The organism is Metallumcola ferriviriculae (genome assembly GCF_035573695.1).
In the GTDB taxonomy this organism is placed as follows: Bacteria; Bacillota; JADQBR01; order JADQBR01; family JADQBR01; genus Metallumcola; species Metallumcola ferriviriculae.
The window spans coordinates 3570441-3590776 of record NZ_CP121694.1; the positions used below are offsets into that span (position 1 = coordinate 3570441).

At 42.1% G+C, this 20336-nt stretch carries 17 protein-coding genes; all 17 read right to left on the minus strand.

The annotated features are described in order from the left end of the window. Positions 1 to 63: 63 nt before the first annotated feature. The gene (locus MFMK1_RS17640) at positions 64 to 2391 is read right to left on the minus strand and encodes a flagellar hook-basal body complex protein (RefSeq protein WP_366922989.1); all 2328 of its coding nucleotides are present in this window, start codon (positions 2389 to 2391) and stop codon (positions 64 to 66) included. 96 nt (positions 2392 to 2487) lie between these two features. Continuing rightward, positions 2488 to 2880 (minus strand): TIGR02530 family flagellar biosynthesis protein, encoded by a 393-nt coding sequence (locus MFMK1_RS17645; protein WP_366922990.1) that lies wholly within the window; start codon positions 2878 to 2880, stop codon positions 2488 to 2490. Beyond that, a complete protein-coding gene (locus tag MFMK1_RS17650) occupies positions 2807 to 3382 on the minus strand; it encodes a flagellar hook capping FlgD N-terminal domain-containing protein (RefSeq protein ID WP_366922991.1) in 576 nt (191 codons plus the stop codon). Before MFMK1_RS17650 ends, MFMK1_RS17645 begins: the two co-directional genes overlap by 74 nt. A 15-nt stretch (positions 3383 to 3397) precedes the next feature. Further along, a complete protein-coding gene (locus MFMK1_RS17655; RefSeq protein WP_366922992.1) occupies positions 3398 to 4885 on the minus strand; it encodes a flagellar hook-length control protein FliK in 1488 nt (495 codons plus the stop codon). Positions 4886 to 4914: 29 nt separating this feature from the next. Next, positions 4915 to 5343, minus strand: a complete 429-nt coding sequence (fliJ, locus tag MFMK1_RS17660; RefSeq protein ID WP_366922993.1) for a flagellar export protein FliJ — start codon at positions 5341 to 5343, stop codon at positions 4915 to 4917. Positions 5344 to 5356: 13 nt separating this feature from the next. Continuing rightward, on the minus strand, positions 5357 to 6676 hold the full coding sequence (gene fliI, locus MFMK1_RS17665) for a flagellar protein export ATPase FliI (RefSeq protein WP_366922994.1): 1320 nt from the start codon (positions 6674 to 6676) through the stop codon (positions 5357 to 5359). Further along, a complete protein-coding gene (locus tag MFMK1_RS17670; protein WP_366924974.1) occupies positions 6666 to 7373 on the minus strand; it encodes a FliH/SctL family protein in 708 nt (235 codons plus the stop codon). The genes fliI and MFMK1_RS17670 overlap by 11 nt, the downstream gene beginning before the upstream one ends. Position 7374: 1 nt before the next feature. Then, entirely contained in the window at positions 7375 to 8337 is a 963-nt protein-coding gene (gene fliG, locus MFMK1_RS17675; protein WP_366924975.1) for a flagellar motor switch protein FliG, read from the minus strand. Between the two features lie 62 nt (positions 8338 to 8399). Further along, positions 8400 to 9950, minus strand: coding sequence for a flagellar basal-body MS-ring/collar protein FliF (fliF, locus tag MFMK1_RS17680; protein ID WP_366922995.1), 1551 nt, complete (start codon positions 9948 to 9950; stop codon positions 8400 to 8402). Between the two features lie 22 nt (positions 9951 to 9972). After that, positions 9973 to 10278, minus strand: coding sequence for a flagellar hook-basal body complex protein FliE (gene fliE, locus MFMK1_RS17685; RefSeq protein WP_366922996.1), 306 nt, complete (start codon positions 10276 to 10278; stop codon positions 9973 to 9975). Positions 10279 to 10290: 12 nt separating this feature from the next. Further along, a complete protein-coding gene (gene flgC / locus MFMK1_RS17690; protein ID WP_366922997.1) occupies positions 10291 to 10707 on the minus strand; it encodes a flagellar basal body rod protein FlgC in 417 nt (138 codons plus the stop codon). Between the two features lie 4 nt (positions 10708 to 10711). After that, complete coding sequence (gene flgB / locus MFMK1_RS17695) at positions 10712 to 11089, minus strand: flagellar basal body rod protein FlgB (protein WP_366922998.1); 378 nt, start codon at positions 11087 to 11089, stop codon at positions 10712 to 10714. A gap of 326 nt (positions 11090 to 11415) precedes the next feature. Beyond that, positions 11416 to 12504, minus strand: coding sequence for a methyltransferase domain-containing protein (locus MFMK1_RS17700; protein ID WP_366922999.1), 1089 nt, complete (start codon positions 12502 to 12504; stop codon positions 11416 to 11418). Between the two features lie 25 nt (positions 12505 to 12529). Continuing rightward, positions 12530 to 13069, minus strand: coding sequence for an acyltransferase (locus MFMK1_RS17705; protein ID WP_366923000.1), 540 nt, complete (start codon positions 13067 to 13069; stop codon positions 12530 to 12532). 70 nt (positions 13070 to 13139) lie between these two features. After that, positions 13140 to 14240 (minus strand): DegT/DnrJ/EryC1/StrS family aminotransferase, encoded by a 1101-nt coding sequence (locus MFMK1_RS17710; protein WP_366923001.1) that lies wholly within the window; start codon positions 14238 to 14240, stop codon positions 13140 to 13142. Further along, positions 14237 to 18292, minus strand: a complete 4056-nt coding sequence (locus MFMK1_RS17715) for a glycosyltransferase (protein WP_366923002.1) — start codon at positions 18290 to 18292, stop codon at positions 14237 to 14239. Before MFMK1_RS17715 ends, MFMK1_RS17710 begins: the two co-directional genes overlap by 4 nt. A gap of 31 nt (positions 18293 to 18323) precedes the next feature. Continuing rightward, a complete protein-coding gene (locus tag MFMK1_RS17720) occupies positions 18324 to 20270 on the minus strand; it encodes a tetratricopeptide repeat-containing glycosyltransferase family 2 protein (RefSeq protein ID WP_366923003.1) in 1947 nt (648 codons plus the stop codon). Between the last annotated feature and the right edge of the window lie 66 nt (positions 20271 to 20336).

Genomic DNA, 20336 nt, shown 5'->3' on the forward strand with positions numbered 1-20336 from the left:
CATGGGGGAGAAGAAGCCGTATAGCGGCTCCTTCTTACCAGTTCTTACTATAATGCTTCATCTCTACCGCTTGAGATTAACCAATTCCTGAAGCAATTCATCAGATGTTGTAATGGTTCTGGAATTAGCCTGAAAACCTCTCTGAGTGGTAATCATATTAGTGAATTCTTCTGCTAGGTCCACGTTGGACATTTCTAAAGCATTGGACATTACTGATCCTCTACCTAATGTCTGAGCCCCGCCTACATCCGGGTCACCAGAGTTGCCGCTGGCAGCGTACAGCCCTCCACCAATACTGTCTAAGCCAGCCGGGTTTGTAAAACCCGCCATGGCAACTTTACCTAAAACTTTACGGTATCCGCCGACAAAATCACCAATGATAGTCCCATCCTTTTCTACCGTGAGGTCATTAATCGTGCTGGCAGGGTTACCATCCTGTCCCCGTGCCACTACAGTAAATTCGGAAGAAAACTGAGTCAATGCCGAAAAATCCGGGGTAATAGTTACCGGTCCGGCATCGGGATTGATGGGATCAAAGCTAAAACTTTTTGCTAAGTTATCACTTCCGGCTAAATTTGCCCGGCTGGTAGCCGCCTCGTCTATCTGACCAGCAGTATCAAAAATCAAGCTTCCTGTTCTGGGACTATTTATTGAATTAGTTCCGCCCACTAAATTAGTAGCGCCCACAGTAGAAGCCGGGTTACCGCTTACCGCAGGGTCTACATAAGCATCAACCAAAATCGCTGTATCAGGGTTGCTGTTTAACGCGTTGACCACATCGGCTAACGTATTATTCGCAGTACCTAGAGTAACCATGATTTCTTTACCATTTGTCGTGGCAGTAGTATCAGCGGTTGTACCCGGAACGATCTCAATCGAAATATCGTTACCGCCAACGCCAGGAAAGTCTGCCTTAATTTCCAACCCCTGAGGGAAACCTCCCTGCAGCTGGGTTTCCCCTACCTTCCCTGCCAAGTATTGATTGTAACTTTGGTCAATACTTGTTTCCACCATCGTTGAAGCAGTAGGGTCACCATTGATGGCAGAAACGACCTCCTGCAAAGTACTTATGGTTCTGCCATTCCCATCTGTCTCTAAACTAACCATTATTTGATCACCAGTAACCGTAACAGTTAATGGCTGGCTGGGAGTGGTAACTTCTTTCATTATTACTGAGTAATTATTGGCCGGCAGACCGGCGTCTACGGCAGTTACGTTTAGAGGTACAGATTCTGCCCCGCCTTTAAGATATGTGGGTGCCACAATAGAAGGAGCAGTCCCACCCGCTCCGGCAGCGGCCTGAGCAGAAATCAATGCCGATGCTGGACTAAGCGCAATTCTGTTAACTATTTCATCGATGGTGATGCTGGGATCAAGCGCGCCGCTGGCATCAGTCCCTAAGTGCACTACCACATTATTTCCCTTTACCTCAACGGAGGTATTTGCATCATTTCCATCAGCTTTAACGAACTCCATCGAAATATCATCGCCTAGAGGACCTCCGTCAACCGCAGTAACAATCAGATCCCCTCCCATGATTTTTTCTGATGCCTGCGCCGGTGGAACATCAAGGGTGGCTCTGGCCTTACCGATATACGCAGTGGTGGCATCTGGCTCAAAGGTATTCACCTGTGCTGCCTCAATGGCAATCTGCTGCGCCTCGGTAGAAAGAGTATCGAAGTTAGGATAATACTGACCAAGATACTTTTGCACTAAGGGGTCATCTTTTGCTAAGCCCACGGTATAGCGCCACTCGTTGTCGGCCACCTTTGTATAGGTCATGTCTATTTTATGGGCCTGTCCTTCAGAATCATATACCGCTTTTGTAACTGTCCTCGACGTACCAACAGCTGCTGAACTGTCTAGATTATTCACATAGTTTAGTTCTGTTGTGGACTTGGGGTCTAGATAAAGGTCCCTGGGAATTACAATATCCCCCAAAGTCTTACTGATGGTACCCGTAGCAGGATCCGCCACATATCCCTGTACCTTTAACCCATCTGAATTGACAAATGTACCAGTGGCATCAAAGTCAAATGCCCCCAGCCGCGAGAAAACTTCGTCACCATTAGCATTGGTCAGGACGAAAAAACCTTCACCATCTATGGCTAAGTCCGTTGACTTTCCAGTGGGCTGCAAATTACCCTGTTCCATGATTTTATCGATGCTGCCGACGCTTGTTCCCAACCCTACCTGTAAAGGATTAGAGCCGCCCTGGTCATCATTGGGGCGAGATGCACCACGTAAAGTCTGGCTAAATAAGTCCTGAAATGTCACCCTGCTTTTTTTAAAACCTAATGTATTAACATTGGCAATATTGTTACCAATCACGTCCATACGCACCTGATGCGCCTTTAGACCGGAGATTCCTGAATACAAAGACCTTAACATAAAAATTAACCTCCTTTTGCACCCATAAGTATTTTTACTGCTCTTGGCTGTATCTATCGGTCAACAGCCGGGGCTTCCTCTCAGAGGTCCAGCCCATTAAATTATCACCGCACTATCAATATTGGTGAAAACATTCTCTTTTACGTTGTGTCCATCCACCGCCGTCACTACGGTACGATTCTTTACACTGACGATAAACGCTACATCATTCATCAAGACCAGTGATTCTTTGGCTCCTTTTTGTGCCGCTTTTTCCACCGCCTGGTTTAACTGTGCTAATTGCTGCGGACTGAGATCAATACTTCTCCGTGTTAAACGTTGCTGTGCATGCTGCGAAAACTGCACTCCGCCCGTATCAATATTACGCTGCAGTACTTCCGAAAACGAAGGGCCGTTAGGTTGCTGTTGGGCCTTGCTACTTTGTGCTGTCTGCTTGCCCGGTTGTATCGGAGTTGTCAGCGGCTGCTGCAGATTGACCTTGCCCGTCAACGGTTTCACCTCCATTACCCTGATCCGGCTCAATTGCATCCTCGTCCGGCGGGAGCATGATTTCAAAGATATTTTGCCAGTGCATGCTTGCATCACCAACGTATACTTTAGGTTCGCCATTATTTATGGACACGCCCGTGACGATACCGGTCAGCAATTCCCCCGAATTATCAATCCCGGTTACTTCCTTACCCAACAAGTTAACTGCATTGGCATATGCACTGCTTTGGTCACTGCTTTCCCTTTGCACAAATTGGGTCAAGACACTATTCAATTGTTCAAAACCCTGGCCAATATTTTTCATTTGCTCAAGAGAGCTAAACTGTGCCATCTGCGCGATAAATTCCTTATCCTTCATCGGTTCCATCGGGTCCTGCGCCTTGAGCTGCGCCACCAGTAGTTGTAGAAATTCATCTTTTCCCATGTTGTTATCTTGTTTGTTAGCGCTGCTGCTTTGGCTATTCGTGTTCGATGCATCCGTTACTGTATTTCTCACTTCCATGCTTTACACCACCTTTCAAGCCAGATAATCAACCCTACTGGTAACCAAGTTAGACGCTAGAGTTTCTTGTCCCTCTGTTTCGTCCTTTAGGTAGGACGCGTCAGGGTAACTGGATTGCCCAGCATAGCGAAATTGCTGTCTTCCCCCATTAAACTGAAACTGAGCTCCTTGACCACTGCCGCCGAGGTATACCTCCGCTTGGTCCACCTTGATACCCTGCTGTTGCATGGCATCCTTTAATTGGGGCAAATTCTGCTGGATGATATGCTTCACTGCTTGATTTTCCACCATAATTTTGGCTGATATCCCGTTATTCGTCAGCTCCACCTTTAGTGACACCTTCCCTAAAAGTTCAGGCTTTAACTGCACTTTCACTTCAGACTTTCCGGCAGTTCCATCTGCCTTAAGCTTCTGTACCAACTGCTGAATTACATCGGCACCGTTCTTACTGCCGGCAACCTCCAACGATGCCCCGGTGCTAAGACCTGCTGCCGCGTTCACATCCACCCGGCTATTAATCTGTGCAGTTGCCGCCCTGTCGGAGAAATTGCCGCCTTTGCCCTCATCATTATGATTAGTACTCTCACCTTGTCGGCCACGGGCATCTAGCTGGATATCTCTCTGCCCTAACCAGTCCCTAGGAGTAGTGACATCCCGGGCCTGCGTAGCTGCTTCTTCATTGTGCCGGGCCATGCTAGTTTGCTGTGAATTCGCACCAGTTTCGTTAGCGTGCTCAGCAACTGCGCTAAATTCGTTAACTTGCTTGGGAACGACGTTAGTTTCCTCAAGGCGTTGTTGGACTTTATCAATTAAAACCTGTAACCCCTGGTGTTTAGCCTGACTTCCTGCCTTTGACTGCTGTAGCGAAATTAAAAATTCGTTTATTTCTTGGGTAGTAAAACCCAGTGTGTCAAATGCTTGATTAACTTTTGCCATAAGCTGTTCTTGCTTGCCATTCGACTTAGTGTTGGAGAATAACCCCTGAAACTTTGCTTCATTTCCATCAAGCTCGGATGTTAGACGCAGATACTGTTGTTCCGTAAACCCGCGAGGATATCCGGCATTATTTATTTCAGGCTTGACATCCCTTTGTTTTATTTCGCCCACCTGGGTAGCAGCTAAATTAATTAGTACCAAGACTGCGGCCAACATTTCTCCATCAACACCTTTTTTGCTAAGTTCAGAGGGCACTTCTGTTTTGGCAGTCAGCATGCGTAAAAATTGTTGTTGGTCGGTTGTTAACAGTTGCTGCAGTTGCTGATTACCCCCAGTTAAAAGTTCCTGTAGCTGCTGTTTAATTGCTGCGGTATCCATACCTAGCTGCCCTATTTCTGGGGAAACCCCGGAACCACCCGATGCCAAGCGCATCGCCAGCAGAGCCAAAATCCCTTCAAAGTTAGCCGTCTGGCCATTTCCCGGCCCGCCATTTCCGGTCAAGCCAAAGCCTTGCGGAGATACACCCTGAAACTGGTTTGTCTGCCCCATCAAGAGGCCAATATTCATTATCTCACCCCCTTTCCATGATATTTATATCAACCCTTCCTTCTCACGAAAGAAGCCGTTGCTACCTCATCCATAAGCTTTAATTCCCTGAGGTTCTGCTCGTACTCGTACTGTTCCCGTCGACGTTCCTTGATTTTATCAAATACTTTTCTTTCTCTAACCGCATCCGCTAATTCAGTCTGTTTCTGCCTGATCGCATCTTCAGCCTGCAGCAAATTCTGGTATTGATGCTTAATTCGCTCATCCATCACAGCCAAAAACCGATGCCGTTGGCTTAAAGCTGCTATATCAATGCTCCCATGAGTGTTTATCTGATTTGACCTTTTTTCCTGTTTAAAGCCTTCGAGTTTCTCTTCTTCCTGTAGGCGCATCTGGTTCGCCTCACCTAATCGCAGTTTTTTTTCGTCTTCTACGAAACTCTTATAATCTAACACCTTCTGCAACCTAAAATGAAACATAAAATTTCACCACCTAAACCACTGCTTCCTGTAGGATTTTTAATGTCTCCTCCGCAGAATAACTTTGATTCATCTCCTGCCTGAGAAAATCATTAATGCGGTCATAGTATTTTATTGATTCATCCACATTAGGATTAGAGCCTTTTTGGTAAGCACCCACGCTGATTAAGTCCTCGGACTGTTTATAAGTGGCCAACAAGTTCTTCAGTCTACCAGCTAACCTTTTATGTTCTTCATCGCAAATGTCATTCATCAACCTGCTGACACTTTCCAAGATATCTATCGCCGGGAAATGGTTTTTTGCCGCTATACTACGTGACAAGACAATATGTCCATCCAGTATCCCCCGGGTCGCATCGGCAATAGGCTCGTTCATATCATCAGCGTCCACCAGTACGGTGTACAGGCCTGTAATTGACCCTACAGCCGAATTTCCTGACCGCTCCAACAATTTAGGTAATAAGGCAAAAACCGAAGGAGTATAGCCCCTGCTAGCCGGTGGTTCCCCAATAGCCAGACCGACTTCCCGCTGGGCCATAGCAAAACGGGTAACCGAATCCATCATTAACATTACCTGTTTTCCCTGATCCCGAAAATATTCAGCTATAGCCGTGGCAACCATTGCCCCTTTTATTCTAATCAGCGCCGGTTGATCCGAAGTGGCCACAACTACCACCGAACGTTTTAATCCTTCTTCACCCAGATCCTTTTCCAGAAAGTCAAGAACCTCTCTCCCCCGCTCGCCAATTAAGCCAATAACATTAATGTCGGCACTACTTTCACGGGCAATCATTCCCAACAGCGTACTCTTTCCCACACCGCTTCCGGAGAAAATACCAATTCTTTGGCCGGAGCCGCAGGTAAGCAGCCCGTCTATTGCTTTCACACCAGTTTCCAGCTTTCGGTCAATTCGCCGTCTAGTCAGAGGATTTGGCGGGTTATTATCTACAGGGTAAAGAGAACCGCCCTGTCCACCTTGCAATGCCTTGCCCTCCAAGGGTTGACCCAACCCATCTACGACTTGGCCTAATAAATGCGGGCCTACATCGATTGTTAGTGGTTGCCCGGTTGGTATCACCAGACATCCGGGTGCTACCCCTCCTAACTGACCTAAGGGCATCATCAAGGTGGCATTCTCCTTGAAACCAACCACTTCAGCCCTTACCGCGCCATTACCCGGCGGATACATATTACAAATCTCCCCAATGCAGGCCTTCAGGCCTTTTGCCTCCACTGTAAGACCTACCACCTTGGAAACTTTTCCTCTTATTTCCCCCAGTACCGCTGTTTCCACTTGTCGAATTAAACGTTCCCATGCTATTTCAACTGCCATAGTGCTCTCCACTTAACATCCTGCTTAATCTATCCAACTGCCCTTCAATGGTAACCTCCACTTGGCCTTTATCAGTATCAAGCAGACACCCACCAGGGGTGATGGATTGATCCGCCAATATACGAAGCGAGACATTTTCCGGAAGCTCTTGCATGAGAGAATCCTTCTTGGATCTTAACATTTCCGTATCTTGAGGGTTTGCAAATATCAGATAGGTACTGCTCTCTTTAATACTGCTTATCGCTTCCTGCGCAACAGATACTATGTGTTCCGGAAAGGTCTGCATTTCCCCTCGCACTAGCTTAGACGCAATGCCTGTAGCAAGCTCAATAATCTTGGTCTCACTTTCCTGGATTAATTCAGCATACCAATTCCTGGCTTGTGCTAATAATTCTTCTGCCTCGGACCTCAGTCTCTGCCCTTCGGCGCGCCCGGCAGATACACCCTTCTGAAACCCTTCTTCATAACCCTGCTGCTGCGCCTCACGGCATATCTCTTCCCGCTTTGCATCAGCATCACTAATAATCTGCTGCGCCTGGGCTTTTGCTTCCTTTATCAATACTTCCATTTCGGCCATTGAATTGGCCTTTTGCTGCTCCGCACTGTCTTCTAAATCCTCTATGGTTTCCGCTTGTTCAAAGTCACGGCGCAGATTGATTTCCTGCCTTTGCTTGTCCAAAGGCATTTTTCTCAGCACTTTAGACAACTACAGCATCCTCCCCGCCTCTTGATATAATAATTTCCCCTGCTTCATCCAACTGCCGGATGCTTTTAACAACTCGCTGCTGAGCTTCCTCAACATCTCTTAAACGCACCGGTCCCATGAAGTCAAGGTCTTCCTTCAGCATTTCACCGGCACGTTTGGAAAGATTGCGGAAAATCCTGTCAGCGACTTCGTCACTGGAACCCTTCAATGCCAAGGTAAGATCCTTGACATCAATTTCCCGCAAAACTCGCCTGATGGATACATCATCCAAATTAATGATGTCTTCAAAGACAAACATCCGCTTACGGATTTCATCTGCCAGTTCGTGATCCTGAGCTTCAAGATCCTCTAAAATCACCTTTTCGGTCCCTCTATCTACACGGTTTAAAATTTCCACCAGTGTGGCTATGCCGCCGGCAACAGTGAAATCCTGCTGTACCAACGACGCTAATTTCTTTTCCAATACTCCTTCAATTTCCTTAATAACTTCCGGCGAGGTCCTTTCCATCACCGCAACCCGCCTGGCAATCTCCGTCTGGCTTTCTTCAGGCAATCCCCCAAGGACCACCGATGCTTGGTCCGGTTCTAAATGCGATAGAATAAGCGCAATAGTTTGGGGGTGCTCATTTCTGATAAAACTAACCAATTGCTTAGGATCGGTTTTACGGATCATGGAAAATGGTCTTATTTTCGAATTAGCCATGAGTTTTTTTATGATATCACTGGCCTTTTGCGGGCCTAGCGCCTTTTCCAGCATTTCTCGGGCATACTTGATGCCCCCATTCATGATATATTCCTTTGCCTCATATAATTGAAAAAACTCCTCCAAAACCTTCTGCTGGGAATTAACGTCAACCCTGCCAATGTTGGTGATTTCATAAGTAACTTCTTCAATCATAGGTTCAGGTAAGTTTTTTAAGATTTTCGAGGACAACTCCGGACCAAGGGTAATCATTAAAACTGCTGCCTTTTGTAATCCGGTATATTCTTTAGGCTGCCGCACACTACCCACACTCCTTAATTATCTTCAAGCCATGCCTTGACTAAATCCACTGCTTCGTCTGGTTTCTCTTCAACAATACGACGAAGTTTTTGCTTCTGGTCTTTACCCTCCGTCTGCTGCTGCTCAACCCGATCTGTGCTCAAATCCTGAATAGGCACTATTTCCTCTATTGTTGCATCCAGTTCATCCCCTGCACGCCGCCGACGAAGTATAACTATGATAATAATAAATGCTAAAATCAACGCCAGTGCCGCCAAACCGATGGTAGTGTACTGCTTGATCTGGTTCTGCTGCGCTTCTTTTGCGGCTTGCTCTGCCATTTCCTGTTGGGCTGCTTCCGCTAGGCTGTTATCGAAGGCCATACTGGTCACGGTAATCTGGTCACCCCTATCCGGATAGTAACCGATGGCAGTGGTTACCAGCTCTTTTATTTGCGCCTCCTGCTGTGCAGTCAAAGGCCCGTCCACCGTCACTGCCGTGGACAATCTCTGCAACGCCCCAGGTGCATTTACTACTGTTTCCTGCTCTTGGTCAATCTCATATTGACGGGTAACATCCGATTTAATAGACTCGGTCGTATTGCTTTGATTATTTTCAATAGCTGGATAGGTACTGACATTAGAGTCACTTCCAGGTACACCACCGGCAGAAGTGTTGGTAGATGTCGTCTCTTCGTCTACTAGATGCTCATTTCTCACGGTACCATCGTCGCCATAGCTGATTCTGGTAACCTGGCGCTGATCAAAATCCAAATCCGCGCTGATCATGGCCACCGCTTTCCCTGGACCGAAAATACGCTCCAGCATCTTTTCAACGCGGTCTTCCAGGTCATCTTCAAATTGCCGCTTCAGTTCTTGCTGTTCCATTCGACCGGGAACACTTGACTGATCATCGCCCAGGGCAATCTCGTCTGACAAAATTCGGCCAGTCATATCGATAACATGGACATCTTCCGGTTTAAGATTTTCAACACTATAGGCTACCAGCATGACGATTCCCTTAATCTGCCCTGGTGTCATCTTAGCCAATGGCTGCAATTTAATGACTACTGAAGCAGAAGCATTCTCCTGGTCTTCTACAAAAACACTCTGTTCCGGGAGCACCAAATGCACCCTTGCCTGCTCCACTTCCTCCATAGCTGTGATGGTGCGGCGCAATTCTTCCTGAAGTGCTCTCTGGAAATTCAGTTGACGTTCAAAATCCGTCATACCCAATTTATTTTGGTCAAATAATTCAAAGCCGACTCCTTCGGTAGGCAATATTCCTTCACTGGCCATTTGTAAACGGAGTTCATATACTCGGGGCTCAGGAACAAGAATAGTGCCGCCTTGGTCGGCCAATTGATAGTTAACTCCTGCTTCCTTTAACTTTTCTACTACTGCCGAAGCATCTTGGGGGTTAAGCTGGGTAAATAAAGGTGTGTATTGGGTTTGCCCCACACCACGGAAAAGAAATATAAGAGCCAAAACAACGGCCACCCCAATGACTGCTGCTGCCGATTTCTTCGCTGCTGTTAAAGATGACCATTTTTCTAATGCTTGCGAACTTGCACCATTTAAGTTCATGTGCCAATTCCCCCCGAAAGACCTATACCTGCATACGGGCTATTTCCTGGTATGCTTCAACGATTTTATTTCGAACTTGTACTGTTAGTTGTAATGCGAGGTTGGCCTGTTCAGTCGCTACGGTAACTTGGTGGATATCTTCCACCTTTCCGGCAACGAACTGCTCGGTTATTTTGTCAGCCCTTACTTGCATATCGTTAACCTCATAGAAAGCTTTCTTTAACTGGTCAGCAAAAGAAGGGCCCTCATTGGTCTCACCAATTTTGGAATTACCTGCCGCCTTAAAGGCGGTCTGTAAGGGATTTACTGTTTGCAAATCGACTTTCATCAATTACCCCTCCTACCTGCCTATGGTTAACGCTTTAGTCGCTATAGTTTTAGCTGCGTTTAATACAGTTACATTAGCCTCATAAGTTCTAGTGGCAGTAACCAGATCCACCATTTCTTTAACAACATTAATATTGGGCATAGCCACATAACCCTCATCATTAGCATCAGGATGCTCCGGATCAAAAATCATTTTCGGCGGAGAGCCATCTTCCCTTATTGCAGACACCTTTACTCCTTGACCAACCGTCTCCCCCTCCATGTTCTGCTGCAGTACTTCCGCAAATATCGGCACCTTACGGCGATAAGGGCCGCCCTCAGCGGTACGAGTGGTATTAATATTGGCAATATTACTGGAAATAAGGTCCATCCGCAGTCGTTCGGCTGTCAGCGCGCTAACACTGGTCGCCATGGATTGAAATAACTTCATAATTCTATCCCCTTCCCTCAGTAATCACATAACGCAGCATGGCAAATTTCTTATTAAGCTGCCGCGCCGCCGTGCTGTAGTTAATGGAGTTCATGGCCAAATTGGCCATCTCTTTATCCATGTCTACATTATTTCCGTCCTGGCGCATGGAGCTGCTTTCGTCCTGAATTATCTCCGGTTTGACCCCTACCTGCTTGTTTGCAAAACCTTCAGTTCGAGCTAGTGCTTCCTGCAGTTGGTCTTCAAAGGTAACAAAGGAGCGTTTGAATCCGGGCGTGTTGATATTAGCAATGTTATTACTGATAACACGCTGCCTGATAGCACCCACATTCAAAGCCTTGGTCAACAGTTGAGAAGTCACATCATTTAGTAGACCGTTCATCTAACTCCCCCTATATAGATAGGTTTGTGACTGTAATTACAAGCCTTTTCCTCAATATGGCATTTTTTCTTGTTAAGGAAGATATTTCAACAAAAAGCCTTTAATTCCTTCAAATTACAACCTTTTTTTAATATGTCCTTGGATGTTTTTTCTAAGTAATGTATTTACAGAGTTGAGAATACACCTATATTGTTGAAAAATTAGCTAAAAAAACAATAACCCCGGCACGGTTATTGTGGAATATAACTAATATTGTTTTTTGTTGGTTAAGCAAGATTGTAAACCTGGGTATAAGAAATATCGTATTGTGTACACCCCTGAAGTCGTTATTTTTGCACTAATATCAGATCTTCTTTTTCATTAAATCCATAATGAAAAGCATCTTCTTTTGTAAATAAGCTACTATTTTGGATAATAGCCACTTCAAAACCCGCGGCCTTAAGTCTTTCAAAAAAATCTAAGCCATATATTCTCACGTGGTCTGCTTGTCCGAATTTTTCCAATCTATTTTGCTCAGCAACAATTGTTTCATCTTCATACGAAACTTTGATCTTGGCTGAGTATGGCGTTTGTAGCACCGCCTTCCCTCCAGGTTTTAGCACCCGGTAAAGCTCCTTTATTGCCTTTTGGTCGTCTACAATATGTTCCAAAACATGATTACAAATAATAAAATCAAAGTGATTATTTTCATAGTTAATGTTAGTAATATTAATTCTTTTGACATCATTACTAGTTGGGTACAAATCACCACGGACATACTCAACTGTACCTAAAAGGTCGATTATTTTTTTAATATGCTTTTCTGGTGCCATATGCAGAACGCGCCTACCAATTATGTTCTCTTGCCAAAAATCAAGCGTATCAAAGAAAAGCACCATATGCCTTTCCCTATCGTGAGCCCGACAACGAGGGCAAGAAAAATTTTCTATATCGCTGCCTATTATTTGATATTCACTCACCGCTGGAGATATGTAGCCTCCCCAAGGCAAAAACCTATTTACTTCAGAGGAACAAATATTACATCTATGGTTTGCTCTTTTTACACTAGGGTCACTTGAATCTATTTTGCTAATTAAATCCCTCACCTCAGTAATTAAGTTTTCATCATTTGACAGTGTTTGGATTTTCTCGCAAAGGTATCCGGCATATATGATGTCACCACGTAAAAATTGCAGAAATGCTAAATTGAACAATAAATCTAGGTTTATAGCATTAATTCGAAGGCCTTGCTCCAATATCACTTGGGCTGATGGATATTGGCCGCCGTGAATATGTATTACCGCCATGGTACTGCAGTATGCCTCATCCATACCATACTGAGTGTAATAATGCGATAGTAATTCTTTGGCACGGCGCAAATTTCCCTTGTTAATATTACATTCAATTGCTATTAAAATGTTTTGCTTTATTGCCATCTTTAAAATTCAGTCCCTTTCTCCTCTACTTTTTCCCCTGCAATCTTGACAAATAATCCTTTTCTAATCTTTTAAATTGTTTTTCATCTTTATGGCGGATCTTTTTTATTGGATTTCCAACGTACAGGCAATATGGCTCAGTCAAACCCTTTACCAGACTGTTAGCACCAATGCTAACACCTTCTTCTATAATACTTCCTGGCAAAATTACCGAATTAGCACCAACAAGGGAATACTTCTTTATAACAACGGGTGCGGAAAACACATTCTTATATTTATCTGGTACTGTGGGGTTAGACAGGTAGGCTCCAGAATAATCATCAGTACTTGTGAAGATGCGGCATCCAGATGAAATCGCACTGAAATCCTCAGCGATAAATTCTTCGTTCCCCGTGATACTAGTGAAGCTGGCAATATGAACATTGTTGCCAATAACTATTCTTTTTTTGGCAACTATCAAAACAAAGTCATCGATAATCACGTTGCTTCCCAGTTCTATATTCTCAGGATAAACAATTTTTGCTCTGTCAAAAATATTTATGTTTTTACCTTGACATTTAAACATTCCCCACACCTCATTTTATTGCATTTGCATACATATCGTAAAAGTGGTAGCTTTTCAAGACCTTCTGTCACTAGAAAGCATCCGTGGATAGATTCCCTACTAAAATGCTGATAATCTTATCTTGCTCTGGCCGTGTTAATGTGGCAAATAAAGGCAGGCATAATATCCGCCGCGATATGTCATCGGCAATAGGTACATTACCTGAACCTTTAATATATGGCAATTTTTCTAATGACGGATAGAAATACCTTCGAGGATAAATATTATCCTGTTCAAACAGCATTTTAATTTTTAATAACTCTCGCTCGCTGCTAAAAATTATCGGGAAGTAATTGTAGTTAGAGGTAAATAATTTATTTGGTTGAGGAATCTGTAAAGAATGTATTTCTGAAAGTGCTTCTAAATAATATTTATAGACACTTTTACGTTTTTTCGTGATTTCATCAATATCGTCCAAGACGCAGAGGCCCATGGCAGCTTGAAATTCATTCATCTTTGCATTTATGCCAAGTTCGGTGATCATGTCCGGCCCATCAATACCAAAGTTTATCATTAGTTTAGCTTTTTCATATAACTTGTTATCATTAAAAATCAATGCGCCCCCCTCTATGGAGTGAAAGGCTTTGGTTGCATGAAAGCTAAGCACAGATATGTCTCCAAAGTCAAAGATACTCTTATCCTTAAATTTAACCCCAAAAGCATGTGCAGCATCATAAATAACTTTTAAACCATACTTGCTTGCTATATTGTGTATCTTTTTAACATGGCACCCGTTGCCGAAAACATGAACGGGCAAAATACAAGAGGTTTCTTCAGTAATTGCATCCTCTAATTTGGTCCAGTCCAAATTCAGCGTTTGTGGATGTATATCCACAAATATAGGGTTTAGACCTTCCCATACCAAACTGCTCGTGGTAGCCACAAAGGAAAATGGGGTGGTTATAACGTCTCCCGTAATACCTAGCAATTTATATGCAACCTGAAGTGCTAATGTTCCGTTGCTAACCAACACTAAATTCTCTACCTGTAAATAGTCTTTTAACCTTTGTTCCAGTTCCTGCATGACCTGCCCATTATTAGTAACCCAGCCGGACGCAAATATTCTGTCAACATAGTGTTTATATTTTTCAACATTAGGTAAATATGTTTTGGTTACATTTATCATAGTCAACCCACCTGATTTTCTTCAAACAATGTTAAACCTAATGCTTCGTTAAATATATTATATAATTCTGCTTTGGTTTCCTGGCTAAGAGTATGATCTACTTCCTTTAATACGCTAGCATGGCTAACAAACCAGTGTTTAATTGTTTGAAGGTACTCTGTTCTGTCTAACAGCCCGACTTTAAACGAGTCCTGGACCAGTCTATACCATTCGATAATTCCCATAACATGGAGAGATGTATTCTTCTGGTTTTGGTCTTCATGTTGGCGAAAGTAACTTAATCCTTCCGATATATATACTGCATCTCCTTTATTCAATAACGTTAGCCATGAAGCTACGTCTATCAGGTTACAATACTCCTTGCCCGTATAAAGTCCAAAGTCTTCCCCCAAGTATTCTTTTTTTATTAACACCGTCGTCGGTTCGCCGATAACATTTATCAAATTTTTGATGATAAACCTTCCAAGATCTTTTCCTTTCACTACTGTTGTTTCATTAAATAATTTTTTTGTTGCAGGTAAAGGAGAAAGTATTTCCCCTTTCTCGTCGATAAGGTGTCGGTAGGAAGTTACTAAAGTAACATTATTATTAGCTTGATAGTGACTAATCATCTTTTCTATCTTTTGGGGGTGAAACATGTCATCATGCATCAAGAAATTGATATACTCACCACAACTTTTCTCCAAACATCTTTTTACATTTGTCAGCCCAAAATCCTTAACGGGTGGCAAATTCCTAAAGTATTTGATATTGTCATACTTCTTTAAATAAGAACTAACCCTTTTTTCAACCTTATTATTGGTGCTATCGTCGCCGATGATAATTTCAATATTGGGATAAGTTTGATTTAATGAACTATTTAAAGCAGCTTCCAAATAGTCAGGTTTGTTATAAGCTGGGATTAATATACTAACTAAAGGGGCCGCCGCAGTTATTTCAATATCTCTAGATTCCATATATGTCTTCTGCTTCAAGTTGAGCAACTTTTGCTGGAAATTTTGGAGTTCGCTTACATCTGTTTGATTATAATTTTTTTCCTTTAAGTCATTCAACACATAGGTTATATAATTCTGACAGTTTAAAATTGTTTCATTAAAATCTTTCTCTTTTACTAAGAAACCTTTCTCCCGTGCGGTTAAGACTTCGTGTGCATAGTCCATAGCCCCCAATAACTTCATCTTAAGGGAACTCAATTGTTGTTCATCATGAATTCTAAAATAACTTAACGTTTCAGCAATGTAAACCGCCTTGCCTTGGCTTAATAAGTTTAACCAAGTTGCAATATCAACATTACACCCATACTTTCGCCCGTTGAAACAGCCAAAGGGTTCAATTAAATCTTTTTTTCGAAATAGAACTGTCGTAGGTTCTCCAATACAGTTGAAATTTTGCCTTAACATTAAGTCTCCGAATTCTATACCTTTCAACACCGTATCTTCCTTAAACAACTGTTGCGTTACACCTTTTTTAGGCAGCTTCATACCTTTTTTGTTAATCATCTGTCTGTGTGATGTTACTAATTTTATCTCTTCATTCATGTCCTGAAGGTAATATCGCATCATCTTTTCTATTTTTTCAACTTCAAAAACATCATCATCCATTAGAAAGTTGATATATTCGCCTTCTGCTAATCCCAATAGCCTTAAATCATTATCAAACTGCCCCAGGTTTGTTTCGTTACGATAGTAGCGAATATTACTATGCCCGGTCAAGTACTTTTGAATCATATTTCCCACATCGTCAGTAGTGCTGTCATCACAAATTACTATCTCAATTTTCTCATAGGTCTGTGCCAAGACACTGTTAAGCGCTATTTCCAAATAATCAGGCCGGTTGAAGGCAGGAATGAGAATGCTCACTAATGGTAATTTAGCCTGCATATGTCCAATTTTCAGACAAGCTAATAGACCCCTTTCGGTGTTAATTGTTTTTAATGAATAGTTCTGGAAAAGTTTCTTTAGTTGTCTGCCAAATTGTTTATTTTCCACGTCCAATTCCGATGGTATAGACGCAATAACGATTACCGCTTCTTCTAAGTATTCTGCAAGCGTTGCCAAAGTGTCCCTAAAATGCTTAAGGTTTCTTACCTGCGAGGTAATAATAATACAGTCGAAACGTTGGCCGTCAAAGCTTTTCAGGTTTGATCTAATAGTAGCAAACTTACAGACATCCGGTAGGGCAACATTTATATCCTCAACCCCAAAAAGCTCTGCTTGGGGAAACTCTCTGCCGATATCTAGCAAAGTCCCTCCACCGGTACAACCTACTTGAAGAATATTTTTGCAACCCCCAACGTTCTCTTTAATGACGTCGGTTATATCTTTCCTAATTTCAATAAAATGGTAGGGGTCTACCCCCCACTTTGCCTGAAATTTTTTACTATTAGTACGCAATAACTGGTTATAGGCTTCAGACCTCTTGCCAAAGGATGCACTACCAAAGTGATGAATAAAAGTATCCTTACATAGTAGCAATCGGTAGCCTGCTTGCCTTACCCGCAAAGAGTAATCATCGTCCTCAAAGTTCCCTGGTGTAAATTGTTCATCAAGTAATCCTACCTTATCCACTACTTCTTTCCTAATTAACATGCAAAAACCAACTAGCCTAAGACGTTCTTCCCATTTGTTAGCATCACTGACATTGTACTTATTTGCAAACCGAAACATTTCTTCAAGATTTGTGTACTGTGCAGGAACAACTTGATAGTTTGAGCAAGAATTAGTAACAGCACCCACAGCCCCAATATCTTTACTGCTATCTAAGGCTGCCTTCAGATTATCCAACCAGTTAGGGGTAACAACAGTATCATTATTTAACAAGAGAATACTGTCTCCTGCAGCAATCTGTATTCCTTGATTGCACCCTTTAGGAAAACCGTAGTTTTCTTTATTAAAAATACACCTAATGTCTCTTTGCTCTTTTAGCCATTGAACAGTGCCATCCGCGGAGTGGTTGTCCACCACAATCAGTTCATAAGAATCTATTGCCGTATATTTTCTAATGCTGTCAATACAAAGTTTGCTATATTCCAAATTGTTATAAGTCAAAATTACAATGCTGGTTAGGGGAGTTCCAGAACTACCCTTCCCTTGGCCTATTTGGTTGATAAATCCTGTTATCTCATCCTTTAGTTCTTTTGAAGGCACATAAGGCAGTGCCCGTTGGTATGTATTACTGGCTTGTTTTTTCAGCCCTTTCACTGTATAAAGGTATCCTAAGTTATATAGCAAGTCGAAGTTATTGGGCTCTAAGTCTAAGCCCTTTTTAAGATAAATTTCCGCCTCGTTTAAGCTTTTTTTCATAATAGCGATAATTGCTTTCATAGAATATAGATCTATATCATTAGAAACGACCGCTTCGTATTCTGTTAATATTTCTTTGGCGTCCTCGAAATAGCCTTCAGTAATCAACGCTTCTACTTTCGATTTGACTTGCTGCTGGTGTTGTCTTAATTCTTCCTCTACGTCATTGGTTTGATCAAACTTGCAATCCTGAAATATTTCCTCAATTTTCGTAACTACTTCTTTAAATCCGTCCTCCAAATCAGCCACTTTATTTATAATAACTCCTGCTGTTAATTGGTCAATATCTATCAATAATTCTTTTAATTTAAGTTTACTAAAATAATCTGAAATCTCGTCATTGTAGTTTAATTGCAAGACGGGTTGCAGTAATGCTAGTGATAGCGTATTGACTACTGGTGCCAAATTAATACTAAAATAACATTGGTTTAATACCGTCAACGCCCCTTGGTGATTAATAGTGTAGTCTAACGAACGGACATCTTGGTGCTGATATCTGCAAGCAAATTTTTCACACATCTCTATATCCATGTCTTCGAAAGGACAGATGCTTATTTTATATCCCTTGTTAACAAGTATTTGCAGTGCTATTTCCAGATGGTCTTCCAACCGCTGAGCCATCTTAGTATAAACAACAAATACTTCCTTAGACTGCAAACGACCCCTAGTATCCTCAATGACTAAACTATCTTCATTAGAAAAATTGAGCCCTTCAATTATGGTGTTTAGATAGGAAAGTCGCTTTTTAAAAGTCATATAGTTATGCTCCTTACTTATCAAAGTTTTTTCACTGCAGCTTACTTTTTAAGTAATTAGAATCGGGGAAGTATTCTATCCCTGTTTTTACCCACTGATTTAGCTTACCATAATCACTTAGCAACTCGGAAAAAAGTATTCCTACGCGATATACTCTGTAATCTTTTGGGGACAACTGTAAGGCTTTTTCCAATTTCACCGAAGCTTCCTTTGCTCCATCTACTCCGTAAATTCTGTACAAGCATTCTGCTTGTTTAATCAGAATATCTGAATAAATACTATCTAAAAAAGTTTCCCCACTCATTTCAGTTGCGAAAAACTCCTCATAACACATTAATGCCACTGCATATTCTTCATAAAGATATAAAGTTTCTGCAACTTCCCATAGCAAATTATTATTCCTAAGTAAGCTGATCCGGTCTTTTACAAAATGAAATTCTTGTACTTTAATAGCAACTTCAAACACTTGGGCAATATCCATTCTATCTTCAGGTAAAAATAAAATATCTTGATTCAATTCCCGATCGGCCAACCTTTTCAGCGAAGGCTTTACCAGTTGTGAAACATCTCTGATAAGCTGTTCTTCTCTGCTTAAAATGGCTGAAGATATCATCTTAACTGCTAAAACATTATCAAACTTCTCTAAATAAAGCTTCTGAAAATCCTTGGCGGCACTGGGAAAATCCCGGCGTAATAGTTTTAGTTGGGCTGCTTCTTGCTCTAGATTAACCTTTTCGCCTGCCAGTTTATCTAAACAAAACTCCACAATATTAGGTTCTCCGGCAGCCGAAGCCGCTTTAAGCAGCATCAGCACATCTTTGGGTGCCTGGTAGTCATATATCTTTGCAAATAAGCCAATAATGTCTTTTGTTTGCTCGAATTTGATAAGCACTCGCATCAAACTGTCTAATGCTTTATAATAATATCGATCGGCTTTCAAAACTTCAATTAGGAGTTTTACCGCCTCATGATAATTTTCCACTTTAATGTTAAGATTTCCTACGGCAAAAAGCACTTCCTTAAAATCATGAAGTATTCCTGACTGAGAACCTAATCCCTGTTCCATCAAATTTAACCCTTTATCATAAGCCAATATGGCATCGGTTATCCGGTACCGCTGTTCTAATAGCGCCCCATGGTAAAAATAAAAATCAGGAAAATCAGGATACTCATCAATTGCCTGTTGAATAATTTGGTTAATATTCTCTGCAGGATGCTTTTCATGAATTAAACATTTAAGCATATTTAAGTAATTCTTTTTATAGATGTCTAATTTGCTGTTCTGCCTATAATCCAGCGATTTCTCGGCATATTCCAAGGCCTCTTTGCTATGCCCTTTAGCCAAAAACGCTTCCGAGAGATAAAAGCAAAGCAGGCTGTCTTGGGGTTTATTCTCTAATTCTTTCAATAGTATTTCTATATTCCTGTCCGCTTTGTTTTTTCTTTCCATCTCAGAACGGGAATATCCTGTATGCATAATCGTTAGGAATTTGGTAGCGTCTAGCTTTTTGGAATGCTGTTTCTTAGAAACCAGTTTTTCATGGATAGCACCCTCATATCTAATGAAAGGAGAATTTCGGAAAATTCGGGTTTGGTTAAAAGAATTTATCATAGATTTAGTACCCGTATCATAGTTAGCTAACAGCGCATCAATGAAATCTGCTTTTTCTTTCTCAGCTAGTTTTAGCACCATGGACAACTTTTCAGCAGTTTGCTCGGTAAGGTATTCATCTGCGTCTAAAAATATTATCCAATCACCGGTTGCTTTGGCTATAGCCGCGTTTTTAGCATTGGAGAAGTTATTATCCCACTGATAATAAGAGACCTTTGCGCCCAATTCCTTGGCCACGTTAACAGTATTATCCGACGAGCCTGTATCCACCACGATCATTTCTGAAACAACTGATGCAATACTCCCTAAACAAGCAGGCAGATTTTCTTGCTCATTTTTTGTTATTACACACGCAGATATTTTCATTTCCATAATCCTTTCGGATGAGAGTTTAAAAAGAGAGAGCAAGGTAAGCTTGCTCTCTCTCTCTTT